The sequence below is a fragment of the Allorhizobium ampelinum S4 genome, assembly GCF_000016285.1.
Lineage (GTDB): Bacteria > Pseudomonadota > Alphaproteobacteria > Rhizobiales > Rhizobiaceae > Allorhizobium > Allorhizobium ampelinum.
In genome coordinates this window covers 330,984-345,276 of record NC_011981.1, presented here as the reverse complement: position 1 = coordinate 345,276, position 14,293 = coordinate 330,984, and the positions used below count along the sequence as shown (strand labels likewise).

The 14,293-nt window shown below is 58.5% G+C and carries 14 protein-coding genes; 2 read left to right on the top strand and 12 right to left on the bottom strand.

The features are described from left to right. Positions 1–52 precede the first annotated feature (52 nt). From AVI_RS27205 to AVI_RS27150, 12 genes are all read right to left on the bottom strand, one after another. Positions 53–952 carry a ribokinase gene (locus AVI_RS27205; RefSeq protein ID WP_015918472.1) on the bottom strand — a complete coding sequence of 300 codons (900 nt, stop codon included), beginning with the start codon at positions 950–952 and terminating at the stop codon, positions 53–55. Beyond that, on the bottom strand, positions 949–1,824 hold the full coding sequence (locus AVI_RS27200; protein ID WP_015918471.1) for a MurR/RpiR family transcriptional regulator: 876 nt from the start codon (positions 1,822–1,824) through the stop codon (positions 949–951). The genes AVI_RS27205 and AVI_RS27200 overlap by 4 nt, the downstream gene beginning before the upstream one ends. Then, on the bottom strand, positions 1,821–2,798 hold the full coding sequence (locus AVI_RS27195; RefSeq protein ID WP_015918470.1) for an ABC transporter permease: 978 nt from the start codon (positions 2,796–2,798) through the stop codon (positions 1,821–1,823). The genes AVI_RS27200 and AVI_RS27195 overlap by 4 nt, the downstream gene beginning before the upstream one ends. 19 nt (positions 2,799–2,817) lie before the next feature. Further along, positions 2,818–4,338 (bottom strand): sugar ABC transporter ATP-binding protein, encoded by a 1,521-nt coding sequence (locus AVI_RS27190; protein WP_015918469.1) that lies wholly within the window; start codon positions 4,336–4,338, stop codon positions 2,818–2,820. A gap of 64 nt (positions 4,339–4,402) precedes the next feature. Next, positions 4,403–5,467, bottom strand: coding sequence for a sugar ABC transporter substrate-binding protein (locus tag AVI_RS27185; protein WP_041700041.1), 1,065 nt, complete (start codon positions 5,465–5,467; stop codon positions 4,403–4,405). Between the two features lie 91 nt (positions 5,468–5,558). After that, positions 5,559–6,530: a sugar phosphate isomerase/epimerase family protein gene (locus tag AVI_RS27180; RefSeq protein ID WP_041700039.1), complete on the bottom strand. Its 972-nt coding sequence runs from the start codon at positions 6,528–6,530 to the stop codon at positions 5,559–5,561. A 112-nt stretch (positions 6,531–6,642) separates the two neighbouring features. Then, on the bottom strand, positions 6,643–7,569 hold the full coding sequence (gene rbsK / locus AVI_RS27175; RefSeq protein WP_015918466.1) for a ribokinase: 927 nt from the start codon (positions 7,567–7,569) through the stop codon (positions 6,643–6,645). A gap of 10 nt (positions 7,570–7,579) precedes the next feature. Then, positions 7,580–8,035, bottom strand: coding sequence for an RbsD/FucU family protein (locus AVI_RS27170; RefSeq protein WP_015918465.1), 456 nt, complete (start codon positions 8,033–8,035; stop codon positions 7,580–7,582). Between the two features lie 41 nt (positions 8,036–8,076). Continuing rightward, positions 8,077–8,937, bottom strand: coding sequence for a carbohydrate ABC transporter permease (locus AVI_RS27165; RefSeq protein WP_085946659.1), 861 nt, complete (start codon positions 8,935–8,937; stop codon positions 8,077–8,079). A gap of 70 nt (positions 8,938–9,007) precedes the next feature. After that, the gene (locus AVI_RS27160) at positions 9,008–10,117 is read right to left on the bottom strand and encodes a carbohydrate ABC transporter permease (RefSeq protein ID WP_015918463.1); all 1,110 of its coding nucleotides are present in this window, start codon (positions 10,115–10,117) and stop codon (positions 9,008–9,010) included. Positions 10,118–10,261: 144 nt separating this feature from the next. After that, a complete protein-coding gene (locus AVI_RS27155) occupies positions 10,262–11,923 on the bottom strand; it encodes an ABC transporter substrate-binding protein (protein ID WP_041699785.1) in 1,662 nt (553 codons plus the stop codon). A 99-nt stretch (positions 11,924–12,022) separates the two neighbouring features. Next, positions 12,023–13,084: an ABC transporter ATP-binding protein gene (locus AVI_RS27150; protein WP_041699782.1), complete on the bottom strand. Its 1,062-nt coding sequence runs from the start codon at positions 13,082–13,084 to the stop codon at positions 12,023–12,025. A 360-nt stretch (positions 13,085–13,444) separates the two neighbouring features. Here AVI_RS27150 and AVI_RS27145 point away from each other — a divergent pair, with 360 nt between their 5' ends. Both AVI_RS27145 and AVI_RS27140 read left to right on the top strand, forming a co-directional pair. Further along, complete coding sequence (locus AVI_RS27145) at positions 13,445–13,885, top strand: RbsD/FucU family protein (RefSeq protein WP_015918460.1); 441 nt, start codon at positions 13,445–13,447, stop codon at positions 13,883–13,885. 108 nt (positions 13,886–13,993) lie between these two features. After that, positions 13,994–14,251, top strand: a complete 258-nt coding sequence (locus AVI_RS27140; RefSeq protein ID WP_015918459.1) for a WGR domain-containing protein — start codon at positions 13,994–13,996, stop codon at positions 14,249–14,251. Positions 14,252–14,293: the final 42 nt, after the last annotated feature.

Genomic DNA, 14,293 nt, shown 5'->3' with positions numbered 1-14,293 from the left:
GTTTTCGTTTGTGTTTTCGGAAAAATCGGTTTTCCCTTTTCCCTGACAAACTCTAAAGGCGTTCAGCCTCTGGTGTCGCAACCAGTTTTGCGGCTTCGATATTTGCCAGTGAAAGTGCGTCGCGCATCGATTTTCCCGTGGCGAGGGTTGCGGCCATCACGCCGATGAACATGTCGCCGGCTCCGTGCGTGCTTTCCACTTTCACCTTCACGGCAGGCAGGACAATTTCGTCTCCGCCTCGACTTGCGTAGGCGACACCCGCGCCGCCTGCGGTGACCACAACGTCCGGGAAGTTCGCCAACAGCCTCCTTGCCGCTTCCAATGCGCCATCGAGCGTTTCGACAACCGGGACACCCGCCAGCATTTCAGCCTCGATGGCGTTGACGACGATGATGTCGATCAGGTTCTGAAGGTCGGCTGACAAGGCGCGCGCCGGTGCGGCATTGATCAGGACTCGGCCGCCAGCCTGCCGGACGGCCCTTGCTGCGGCGACATTGGCGGCGTCGGGGATCTCGTTCTGTAGCACAAGAACCGTTGTCCGGCCCAGCAGATCGGCTGCGGCTGCAACATCCTGATCGCCAAGCGTCAGGTTAGCGCCGGACACAATAACGGCACCGTAATCGCCCTGCGCGTCGAAAATCGCCACGCTCATGCCGGTGGCGTGGCCGGTAGACGCCACGGCGTCGCGCCGCACGAAGCGATCATCAACCTGTCGGCGTTTAAGATTTTCCAACAGAAACCGTCCGAATTCGTCGTCGGCAACTGCGCCGATCATGAATGTCGAGACGCCAGCCTGTGCTGCCGAGACAGCCTGATTGCCACCCTTGCCGCCGCTTTTGGGGTGCCAGGACGTGCCTGCAACAGTTTCTCCCTGACGTGGCCGGTCTGGACCGAAGACCGCGATATCATAATGCAGGCTGCCGAAAACGGTGACGATAGGCGAGAATGTCATGGAAGGCGATCTCTACGTTTAGAGGTGACGGCGGACATGGTGCGGTCGAGATTGCGCTCGGCGGCCTGATAGTCGCGCTGGGCGACGGCGACGAAAATGGCGTCGAGAATATTGAGCTGCGCAATGCGCGCCGCGGCATTTTCCCCCATCAAAGGCGAGCCTTGTGCGGTGGAACACAAGACCACGTCGGCGGACTGGGCGAGCGCGGAGGAACCGTAATTGGTCACGGCAATGGTGCTGGCACCGTTCTTGCGGGCAAGTTGCAGGGCCTCGATCACGGCAATCGTGTTGCCCGAATGCGAAAAGCCAATGGCGACATCGGTATCGGCGAGAAGGGCCGCCGACATCAGCATCATGTGTGAATCATCGAAGACGCTGGCGCGCACGCCAATTCTCAAAAATTTGTGGGCGACATCCCGGGCGATCTGCGCCGAGCCGCCGACGCCGTAGAAATCCCGGTTTCGAGCCTTATGGATCATGTCCGCCGCCTGGTCGAAGGCTGCCATGTCCAGAATGGCAAGTGTTTCCTCAAGGGCGTGGATCGAGGTGCGAAAGACTTTCTGAACGATTTCAAGCGAGGTATCGTCAACCGACAATTCCTGATGCATTTCGGTGGTCGGCTGGCGGTTATACTGGCTGACGGAAGACCGGAAATCCCGAAAGCCGGAAAAACCGAGCTTCTTGGTGATCTTCACCACCATGGCTTCCGAAACCCCGGCATTTTCGGCGATTTGCTTCAGCGAGGTCTCCTCGCTGAAATCACGCATGCCAAAAACCGTATCCACGACCTTTGCTTCCAGCGGGGTCAGCATTGGCATCATCATGCGAATGCGCGGCCCTACCGCCTTCATGTCAAAGCCATCAGCGTTCATTCCCGTCCCCTTGTCGCGCGATCAATCATCATTGCGACGAGGATTATAAGGCCGGTGGCGAGCAGTTGATAGAAGGCCTGGACATTCATCAGCGTCAAACCATTGCGCATGGCACCCAGGATAATGGCGCCGAGAATGGTGCCGACAATACTGCCCTTGCCGCCCATCAGCGATGCACCGCCAATCGCCGCTGCTGCGATTGCATCCAGCTCCCAGAGATTGCCGAGAATGGGCTCGGCCGCGCCAAGACGGCCAATCAGGATAAGGGAGGCAAGTGCGGCGAGCCCGCCGGAAATCACATAGGCGGTGATCTTGGTACGGGCGATTGGAACGCCTGCCACGTAAGCCGCTTCCTCATTGCCGCCAACCGCCATCAGGTATTCACCGATCGGCGTCTTCTTGAGCAGCACCCAGGCGGCGACCGAAACACCGGCAACGATCAGCACCGGGATTGGCAGGCCGATCAGGGTTCCATTGAATAGCGCCCGAAAGCCGGGCGGAATGCCCAGCACCGGATTGCCACCGGTGAAGATCAGCGCGATGGCTCGGTAGGTGCTCAGTGTCCCCAGCGTCACGATGAAGGGTTGCAGGCCGATATAGGCGACAAGCACGCCATTAATAAAGCCGCATACCGCGCCGACACCAAGCCCGGCGAGGATCGCCAAAGGGATGGGCGTTCCACCCAGCAGCAGCGTCGCGGTCATCACGGCGGCAATGGCAGCGGTCGGCCCGACCGATAGATCGATGCCGCCTGAAATGATCACCAGCGTCATGCCCAGCGCCAGGCAGGCATTGATGCTGGATTGCTGGAGAATATTGGTCAGATTGCGCTCCGACAGGAAGCCGGGAACGAGCGCTGCAAATACCGCCATGATGACGATGAGGCCGATCAGCGTTCCGGCATCACGCAACGAGACGGAAAACCGGCGAAAGGTCGGGACCGATTGGCTGGCGGCGGATGAAGAGGCGGTCATGGAGAAAGATCCTCTCTGTTTATGCAGGATGTGCGATGGCGGTAGCACCGGCACTCGCTCCTGGAATGGCGTGGGCGAGAATGGCGCTTTCCGTCAGCTGGTCGCGCGCGATTTCAGCGGCGATCTGGCCTTCCCGCATCACCAGCACGCGGTCGGAGAGCCGGATGACTTCGGGAAGCTCGGAGGAAACGACGATGATCGAATGGCCTTCGCGGGCCAGGGCTTCGATCAATTGGTAGATCTCGGATTTTGCCCCGACATCGATGCCGCGTGTCGGCTCATCGAACAGCAGGATCTGCGATTTGGCCGCCAGCCAGCGTGCAATAATGGCCTTTTGCTGGTTGCCGCCGCTGAACAGACGGATAGGACGATCAAGCTGAAACGGCCGCAGGTTGACACGCTTCAGCAAATCCTGCGCGCTGGCGCGCAGTTTTCCGGTGCGGATCAGACCGGCAGCGGAAAAGCTGGGAAGCGAAGCCAGCGCCATGTTCAAGCTGACCGGGCGCAAGGGGATAATGCCTTCGCGCTTGCGCTCTTCCGGCACAAGGCCGATACCTGCGGCAATTGCGTCACGGGGATTGCGCAGGCTGACACTCTTGCCATCGATGGTAATAGACCCCTCGCTCAGACGATCGACACCGGCGATCAGCCGCAGCAATTCCGTGCGCCCCGAGCCGACCAGCCCGGCAATGCCCAACACTTCACCCCTTTTCAAGGTGAAGGAGACATTTTTGATCTTGGTGGCTGAAGACAGATTGCTGGCTTGCAGTCTGACCTGATCAGTTACGAAGGAATGATGGGTTTCCTGCATCAGTTCACGCCCGACCATCATGGCAATGACCTGTTTTTCCGATGTGGTTTTCATGTCAACGATGCCAACGAGCTTGCCATCTCGCATGACGCTGGCGCGCTGGCAGATACGGAAAACCTCGTCCATCTTATGCGAAACATAAATAATCGACACGCCGCTGGCCGAGAGATCGGCAATCACCTCAGCCAGCCGGTCGAACTCGCTCGGCGTCAAGCTGGAGGTCGGCTCATCCATGGCGATGACCTTGGCCTTGTCGAGCAGGGCGCGGCCGATCTCGACAATCTGCCGCTGCGCGACTTTCAGGCTGGAGATGGGCGCGGAAACGTCGATGCTGCGGTCGATCATCGACAGCGCTTCGGCGGCCCGCTGTTCCTGCTCCCGGCGCGAAACGAAAAGCCCGCCCATATGGGTCAGCGAATGGCCAAGAAACATGTTCTGGGCAACACTCAGATGCGGCACCTGTTGAAGTTCCTGATGGATCATCGCAATGCCAGCCTGTCTTGCATCCAGCGGCTTGCGAAACGCGACAGCTTCGCCATCGACGAAAACACTGCCGGAGGTTGGCCGGAAGACGCCGGACAGAATGCGCAGAAGCGTTGATTTTCCGGCGCCGTTTTCACCCAGCAGCCCGTGAATTTCTCCGGGAGCAACATCGAAGCTCACATCCGTCAGCGCGTTGACGCCCGGAAAGCTCTTGGAGATTGTTTCAAATCCCAGTCTCGGCACCATCTCTTACCTCCTCCTGCAAGACACGCACTGCCAGCCCTGAAAGCTGGCAGTGCGTTAACCTCGATTATTTTGCAGCCTTGGCATCTTCCATCAGCACGGCGCGCACATCGACGCCCTTGCCTTGGTAGCGGGCGAGGTTGTCGGCGGTGATCAGCGCCTGAGGCGTTGCGACAACGCGCGGCAATTTCTGGCCGGCAACGAGCCGAAGGGCTGTTTCAAGGGCGACTTCACCTGTTAGAACCGGAAAGCTATCGACGGTGCCGGTCAGTTCGCCTGCCTTGATCGAGGCGTAGGCGTCTGAAATACCGTCAGTGCCGAAGACAGCGACCTTGCCCGCAAGCCCTGCCGCCTTGACGGCTTCGACCACGCCCAATGCCATGCCGTCATTGTTGGCATAGAAGCCGATAAGATCGGGGTGTTGGTTGAGGATGTTGGTCGCGGCATCGTAGGAGGTCTGGCGGTCCCAATTGCCGGGAACGCTGGCGACGATCTTGAAACTGCCGTTTTCACCGATGGTGGATTTAAAGCCGTCGGTGCGTTGCACGGCGGCATAAACACCGGCCTGGCCCTCGATGATCGCCACCTTGCCACCCTGCGGACGGTTGGTGATGAACCATTTGGCGACGCGCACGCCGTTGTCGCGCTGAACATTGCCGACATAGTGCTCGGCCTGCGGGATCACGGCATCATTGACGTCAACGACCGGAATATTGGCGGCCTTGGCCTGTTCGATCACCGGTTGGAGATTGGAATCCGTCTGTGGCGACACCAGCAGAACGTTATAGCCTTGGGTGATCATCCCCTCGGCAATCGTCAACTGACCAAGCTGGTCGCCTTCGCTTTGCGCCGCCTGATAGGCGACCGGAACGTTCTTGGCCTTGCCGAACGCGGCATAGCCCTCACCGAGCGACCGCCAGTATTCGTTGGTCAGTGTCTTTGAGACGGCGCCCGCCTTGGTGCCGTCGGGAAGCTTCGGAAAGGGGCCGAACTTTGCTTCCAGCTGCGACCAGTCCATGCGGTCTTTTTCAGTGTCGGAATTGAGTGGGGCAAGCTGCTGCGCAAAGGCTGCGCTGAACAGGAAGCTGGCAGCAAGGCCAGTGGCAAGCGTCAGTTTCATCATGGTCTTCATCGGTTCCTCCCAGGTGGTATCATCAAGCATGCCTCCGGCATGCCTTTGGTTACAAAGGTCTGAAATCTCGGGGTATTTGGAATTGCGGGCCTTAGCCCAGCATCAGTTCCTGAACGATGGCCTGCGCGGACACGGCATCCTGACGGTCGATGGCGCCCGAAAGACGATTGTCCTGATCGAGGCGATCGACAATCCGCAACATGCGCTTGACGGTCTGGATATTGACCTCGCATTCGTGGACGGGATCGAGACCCGTCATGTCCGGGAACGTGTCGAAGTAGATAGCGCCATCGTAGCCGTCCTTGCGGATCTGGCGCAGAAGCTCGATGGTCTGCTGGGTGTGGACCGCGCCCACCATCAGGCCATCGTCGCGCTTGGCATAGCCATCGTTCAGATGCACACCGAGAACGCGGCTATGGCGGGCAATCAGGGCGGCGGCAAAGGCTGGCTGTTCATCGGCGTAGAGAACGTGGGCAAAGTCCAGCGTCACACCAAGATTGGGCATATCGACATCCCTGATGGCCAGCAATGTCGTTGCCGCATCTGGCATCAGGCTGTAGGACCGAGGTTCGTTCGGCTTGTACTCGATGCTGATCTGGCAATCCGGGTCATGGGCGCAAACTTCACGGATTCCATCAATTTCGTGTTGCCACAGGGTGTGATAATCCGCCTGGAAGGCATAATCGAACCCATCCTGGCCGAGCCAGAGCGTCATCAACCGGCTGCCTGCTGCACGGGCTGCGTCAATACCGGCCTTGGTGAGATCGATGGCTTCCCGCCGGACCTCGGGGTCTGGATTGGTGAATGCGCCGATCTTGAAGGCGGAATTGGTGTAATAGCGCATGGCGAACCCATTGATTGCCAGGCCCGTATCGCCAATCTGGCGGGCCAAAACAGCAGGATCTTCGCCAACATGATCGGGATAATTGAGATCGAGATCCGTTAGCCCATCGACTTTTGCGGCACGCTTTACCATTTGCAGCATGGTCGGCTTGCCGGACAGGTCCGGCCATTCTGCCTTTGGGCAGGAGGCAAAGGAATTCAGGCGGGTTGCAAATTTCAGCTGGGTCACGGCTCTGGCTCACTTTGATCACTACACTTCATACTTCACAAAATATTTGTGATTTGTAAAGTAAAAAATCTCTTAGACCCCAGTGAATTGCCTGGAGCCGACCTCAGCCACGCAGCAATGCCTCGATTTCGCTGCGCTCCGGCATGGCGGGCGCGGTTCCCCGGCGGGTAACGGCGATGCCCGCCGTCGCACATCCAAACCGGACCGCGTCGAGCGGGGCAAGTCCATCGGCAAGCGCTGCCGCAAAACCGCCGACGAAGGCGTCCCCTGCCCCTGTCGTATCGATGACAGGCCCGGCTGCAATGGCCGGAACCGCCACCGAGGCATCGGCGCTATGAAACAACACGCCTCTGCTGCCCAGCGTTATGATAGCAGTATCGACACCGCGAGCCATAAGCACATCCCCCGCCCGCCTCGCATCTTCAATCGTATCGAGCGGAAAGCCAACCAATGCGGCGGCTTCGGTTTCGTTGGGAATGATATAGTCGCATAGCGGATAGATCGCGTCTGGAAACGGCTCGGCGGGGGCGGGGTTGAAGATCGTGGTGACGCCAGCCTTACGGGCGATCATCAGCCCATGGTGGGCCGCCTCGGCGGGCTGCTCAAGCTGCGTTACGAAAATCGCGCTGGTCTCGATGGTTTGCCGCGCCGCCTCGACATCCTCAATGGTAATGGTTCCGGCAGCGCCTGGATAGACAATGATGGCATTGTCGCCAGTCTTGTCGTTGACATAGATGAACGCGGCACCGGTGGGCTGGTCGTCCATAATGGTCAGTTTTGGCAGGACACCCGCATCCGCATAGGTCTTCAACGCCAGATCACCGAACGCGTCGCAACCGATCTTCGAGATGAAGGAGACGCTCGATTCCTCCCCGGCCCTTGCTGCCGCAACCGCCTGGTTGGAACCCTTGCCGCCCGGCCCGACGGAAAAGCCGCTGCCGGTGATCGTCTCGCCTACGACCGGCAGCCGGGCCGCGAGATAGGCGGTATCGGCAACAAAGATTCCGAGTATCGAAACGCCCTTGCCCATCCTGCTCTCCTTATGCTCCAGCCGGTGGGATGACGCCCTTGGTGAACAGGAAGCAGCCGTAGAAGCGGGTTTCGCCGGTTGAAATCACACAATAGGCCTTCTTTGCAAGATCGTAGAATGCAAACCGCTCGATGCCGTACATCGGCGACGGCTTGCCCTCGGCGCGGTCGATTTCCACTTGGACCTCGCGTTGCACCGGCTGAATGTCGTCCGGGGCACCCATGACTTCCATACGACCTGCCGAATTTTGCAAGGGTGTATCGAGCGGCAAAACCGACAGCAGGACGCGCACAGCTTCTGCGGCGGATAGATTAGCCATGGAGAGCGGACGGCCCAGCACGGTCTGGCGTGCCACGCTATCGCTGGGGAAATTGGTATCGGAAATCACAAGTGTATCGCCATGCCCCATGGATCGCAGCGCATGCAGCACGTCGGCATTCAAGGCAGGATGAAGATTTTTCAGCATGGGACACTCCTTGTTTAACTTAACTTACAGCAATGACGGGCCTATTTGACCGCACCGGCGGTCAGGCCCTTGACGATATAGCGCTCCAGAAAAATACCGACCAGAACGAGCGGCATGATGGCGGCGGTGGCGATAGCGGCCATGGACCACCAATTGATCCCTTGCGAGCCGGTCTGGCTGGCCACCATGACGGGAAGCGTCTTGGCGTTCGAACTGGTCAGCAGCGCTGCGAAGAAATATTCGTTCCAGCAGAGAATGACCGAAAGGATGAAGGCGGCCACCATTCCCGGCAGGGCGATGGGCAGGACGATCCGCATAAACGCGCCCCAGATCGAGCAGCCGTCAACCAGCGCTGCCTGCTCGAGTTCGACGGGGATCGTGTCGAACTGGTCCCGCATGATCCAGATGACAATGGGCAGCACCATCAGCGTATAGACGAGGACAAGCCCGGTCAGCGTATCCAGCAGCATCAGGTGTTTATAGAGCACCAGAAACGGCATGGCGAGCACGACGGGCGGCAGGATCAGCTGGGACAGGAAGAAGAACGAGATATCCTTGTTGCGCAACCAGAGAAATTTGTAGGAAAACCGGCTGAGGCCATAGGCCGCCAGCGATCCGATCACCACAGCCAGAAACGAGGCTCCAGCCGAGGCGACGACGCTGTTGAAGAAGCGCCGCATGAATTCGTCGCGCACCGTCGAGGCCACAAATATCGTATCCGGCGAAAGGCCAAGCGAGCGCCAGCCCTTCCAGTCCGGCGTAAAATCGACGAAGGGAATGAGGTGGCCCTGGGTTACATTGACGGCGGTCTTGAACGAGGTGGTAATGGTCCAGTAGATCGGAAACAGGGAGATAAAGGCCCAGAACACCAGCGCCGTGTAAATCAGCAGGCTGCCCGTCATGAAGCGAGGGCGGCGAAACCTTGTTTCAGGACCGCTATGGCGAGTGGGGTTGCGTGCCATGGTCTAACCCTCAGTTGGAACGTTGCAGCCAGCGGCTCGTCACCTTGAGGATGAGCGAGACGAAGATAATGATGATGACGAGATAGAACTCGGCCAGCATGGTGCCGTAGCCGACATTCGAGCGGTCACGATATTCCCGGAAGATGAAGCTGGAGACCGTATCTGTCGCGCCGCCGGGTCCGCCTGCTGTGACATTGATGACGATATCGGCAAGCTTCAACTGGAAAATGATCCGCAGGATAATCACGGTGACGCTGACCGGTAGCATCAGCGGAAAGGTGATTTCCTTGAAGCTCTGCCAGCCGGAAGCGCCATCGACCTTGGCGGCCTCCTTAATCTCCGTTGGCAAGGCCTGAAGCCCGGCCAGAAGCAGGATCATCATGAAGGGGATCGAGACCCAGGCATCCATGGCCATCAGCGAGAGACGGGCAAGCCATGGGGTCGAGAAAAACGCCGGGTTGTCCCATCCGAGATGCCGGGCAAGCGTTGCCGCCGGGCCGAAGCGATATTCCATCAGCGATTTGCCGATCATCCAGCTGACGGCAACCGGGCTCAACATCAGCGGCAGAAGGAAGGCGACGCGAAAGAACTTCCGGGCCTTGATTTCGGCGTTCAAAAGCAGCGCGAGGCCAAAGGCAATGGCATATTGCACAAGAACCGCCAGAACATAATAGACCATGTTCAACAGCGCGTTCCAGAAGTAAAAGTCGGCAAACAGCGTGCGCAGGTTGTCGATGCCATTGAAACGCCGTCCTGCGGCAGCGCTGAGGTTCCAGTCTGTGAAGGCAATGTAGAGGCCGAACACCGTGGGAAATACCACCATGGCCACCGTAAACAGCACCGCCGGTAGAACGAACACGGCCCGCTGGCCAGCTTCGCCCCGGATCATGATTTGCGCGGCGCACAGAGCCACGGCCCAGACGATATAGGCATAGAGCAAGGGACGCCAACTGACGAGACCAAGCGAGGTCACCCCGGCTGCATCGAGAATTTGCAGAACGAGTACGCCAAGCAGCAGCACGGTGGCCACCGCCAGCAGCAGGCGACCACGCCGGGCACCGGTTTGCCGTAGCGATGCCCCTTCAATCGGGCGAATGGCAGGCATGGTCGTGTCGGACATAAGCAAACCCTTGGGCACAACGCCCGAGCAGAGACCGGAAGCCAAGATTGGCTTTAGGCTGATGAATGGACGTCAGGCGGAATGAGAAAGCCGCCTGACGCCGTTTGGGAACACCAACGGCAGTTTCCTGCCGTCGGTTTTGGCTCAAACGCCGAGCGAGGCCTTGTAGAGTGATATCTGCTTGTCGCGGCCAAGCTGATCGGTGATTTTTTCCCAGGCCGCCGCAATCGCATCGGCACCTTCCTGGGGCTTCACCCTTCCCGCAAACACTTTTGCCAATTCGTCTTCCGCCACGCTGTAATATTGGAAGATACCAGGAATACGGGGTTCGATGGCGGCGTTCGGATGGTTGTAGGACTTCGACTGGGAGGCGAGATAATTGCTGATGAACGCCTCCTCATAGCCTGCGGCCACCCATTCCTTGATATCGAACTGGCTCTTGCGATAGCACTGGAAGCCGGAGGGATAGGCCGCCGTCCACAAGGCGAGATCCTTGCCGCCGAGATGGGCCGCCGCACTCCAGGCTGCCTTCTTTTTCTTCTCATCCTTGTCAACACGGGCCATGACGTAAACGCCCCAGCCCAGATAGGCCATGTTGGGCGCATAGTTCGGCCCGCTGGCCAGCGTCTCCCATTTCCCGGTCTTGGCATTATAGACATCGTCGGAGCCGGGAAGAATGTCGAAGGCGATGGTATCGCCCACCACCGAACTATCGCTGGTTTGGGCGCTTTGCCCGACATCGCCCCACCAGGAGACCATGGAGCCGGTTCCGGCCAGAAACTGCTGGAACGCCGTCGTGCCGGGATCGGCGTTCAACTGGTCACCGGCTTCGGAAGGTAGGGCATCGACAACGTCCTGGATGGCGCGCACCCAGGCAGGATTGTTGATGCGCGGCTTCATCGTATCGATGTCGAACAGCCAGGCCTTGTCATCCGGGTGCTTGGCATAGGCCGTTGCGCGGCTGCCGAGGAAGTAGAAGCCAAAGCCACCCCAGGCCTTTGGTGCATCGAGATAGCCGATGGCATCGGCTCCGGCGATTGTCTTGCCTTTGAGGAACTTGGTTGCTTCCTGCACCTGCTGCCAGGTTTTCGGCACGCCCCATTCGCCGGCATGGCCTTCAGCTTTCCAGGCCTTGGCGAGATCGGCGTCGGTGAAATAATCCTTACGGTAGTTGAAGTTGTGGCAATCGCCATCCACCGAGACGCGGTAGACTTTGCCACCCCAGGTGCCGACCGGGGCCTTCAGGTAATCGACGTAATCCTCCATGTCGATCTGGGCCTTCACCCAGTCCGGCATTTCCGAGGCAAGGCCCTTGCCGCAAACATCGCCTTCAAACGGAGCGCCCATTTCCAGAAGGTCAAAATCCACGGTGCCGGTGGCAATCGCTTGTTGAAGGCGGGGATTGTAATCGGCCTGGGCCAGGTCGATCCAGGTGATCTTGGCACCGGTATAATCCTCCCAGGGCTTCAGGAAACCGCGAAACAGCACATTGTGCAGATTCTGATTGTTCAGGCCCATGAAGGACAGTTCGACGCCAGCGAACTCTCCCTTCTTGACGGTCTTTTTCGTGGCCTCCAGGCACAGCTCGCCGACTTTTTGCCAGTCGGCATCGGTGGGAGAGCCTTTTCCAACGCCGGGTATTTGCAGGATCTGCGTGCGCAGGGACGCCTCGTCGGCAAGCGCCGTTCCAGCACTGCCCAACAACCCACCAGCCGCTGCCACAGCCCCAAGGCTTGCACCGGTCTTCAGGATGGCGCGACGGCTCAGGCCTATCGCCATCATCCTCTCGTATTCGCTGACTTTCATGCGTATCTCCTCCCTTGTTCGCCTATGTCAAATAACTGCTTTCACATGTCCCCTCCCGTGGACGGGCGAAAGCAGGCTTCCACTTTTCCCTGACAAACTCTATTCCAACCGCAGCCCCGTTTCACCGTCGAACAGATGGACCATGGCCGGGTTCGGCGTCATGGCAATCATCTGTCCGGACGGCTCTGCCAAACGCTCGCGGAACACGCCGATAACTTTCTGCTGGCCAAGCCGGGCAAAGACCTGGGTTTCCGTTCCGGTCGATTCCAGCACGGTAACGTTAGCGGTGACATCGCCGCCAAGCACAAAATGCTCAGGCCGAATGCCGTAGAAAGCCGCTCGTCCGTCCGAACCTGCAGGAGCCGAATTCAAGGGAAGCCGGATGCCCTCTTCGGTCTCGAAAAATGGTGTTGTTGATGCCCGGATATGACCCTTGATCAGGTTCATTGAGGGCGAACCGATAAACCCAGCCACGAACATGTTGGCTGGCGCGTCGTAAAGCGCTAGCGGCGAGCCGATCTGCTCGACGCGACCATCCCGCAACACGACGATACGGTCCGCCATGGTCATGGCTTCGACCTGGTCATGGGTGACGTAAATCATCGTCGTCGCCAGACGGCGTTGCAATTCCTTGATTTCAGCCCGCATTTGCACGCGCAGTTTCGCATCGAGATTGGACAGTGGTTCGTCAAACAGGAAAACCTTCGGATCTCGCACAATCGCCCGGCCCATCGCCACGCGCTGCCGCTGCCCGCCGGAAAGCTGACGGGGATAGCGGGCCAGATAGGGGACCAGATCGAGAATTTCCGCTGCCTTGCGAACGCGCTCGTCAATGAAGGACTTGGTTTCACCGCGCATCTTCAGCGCAAAGCCCATATTCTCCGCCACCGTCTTGTGCGGATAAAGTGCATAGCTTTGGAACACCATGGCGATATCGCGATCCTTTGGCGGCAGGTCGTTGACGACCTTTCCGTCGATAACGACATCGCCAAAGGTGATCGGCTCCAGCCCAGCAACCATGCGCAGCAGCGTGGACTTGCCGCATCCCGATGGGCCGACAAGAACAACGAATTCACCATCAGGAATCTCGACGGAAACGCCATGGATAACCCTCAGGCTACCATAGGCCTTGCCGACATTGACGATATTCATCGATGCCAAAAGCAGTTCTCCTCCCAGGACGGCGCGCCTTGCGCACGCCGTTTAAGCGATTTTCCGGAAAACCGTAACGGTTGGAGACCTCCCTCTCGCCGTGACAGTCCTTGCGTCCGGAAAGACGCTATCTGCGCCGAGAACTTCACACAGTCTTTTATTTTGGTAAAGTCCGTTATTGCGTTTCTCTTAAATATTTTCGATGTTCATCGAAGCGCAGTCGAAACGGGAGTTTTGGCGACGTTGAACTATGGATTGCGGTGAATATGGCCCTCGCCCCGGCCTGTTTAAGCATCGCCGCATCGGGAAACATCACAAAAAAATGCAAAATCGTGAAGAAATTCACAGCCACAAAGGGAAGGCAAGCCAATGCTGAAGGGAATAGATCCGGTTTTGAACGCTGAATTGCTGCATGCCTTGATGCTGATGGGCCACGGCGACCAATTGGTGCTGTGCGATATCAACCATCCGGCCGAGACGATTGCCAAGCACACAACCTATGGCAAGCTGATCAATCTGTCGGGTTGCGGTCTTGAGGTTGCCACGGCGGCGATCCTGACGCTTTTCCCCCTGGATACCTTTGTGGAAGCGCCGGTGAAGAGGATGCAGGTGGTTGGTGATCCCGGTGGGCAGGTGCCGATCTTTTCGGCCATCCAGCGTGTGGTGGACAATGCGGAAGGACGACCGGTGAAGATCGACGCCCTGGAACGTTTCGCGTTTTATGCTGAGGCAAAGGCGTCCTTTGCGATCGTCAGAACGTCCGATCCCGGCCCCTACGGATGTTTTATTTTCAGCAAGGGCGTCGTTTGATACAAACTCGCCAAGGCGGAATGACCTATCAGAGGCGTGAATCGATCAGGCCGGATCGATTCAGATAACTCGTTGGACGCTTGAATCGAACCACGCCAGACTCTGGCCATGGAGAAAGAGAACAACAGCCCGGTCCAACTTCGCCGTATCGACCCATCGCAAAACATGCGGCGCTTTTACACGCTCGCACTGCAACCGACCCTGTTCGGCGGCGCCTCGGTGATCCGCAACTGGGGTCGGATTGGGACGACAGGCCAGACCCTGATCGAGACTTTCGATCGAAAGGAGGATGCCCAGCGGGTGCTTTCACGCCTGGAGCGGACGAAAAGAAAACGAGGTTACCATGATGCGGGTCGTCTAACTTGATAGACATCAGACATATTTATGGCCTTTTACAGAGCAGTTGAA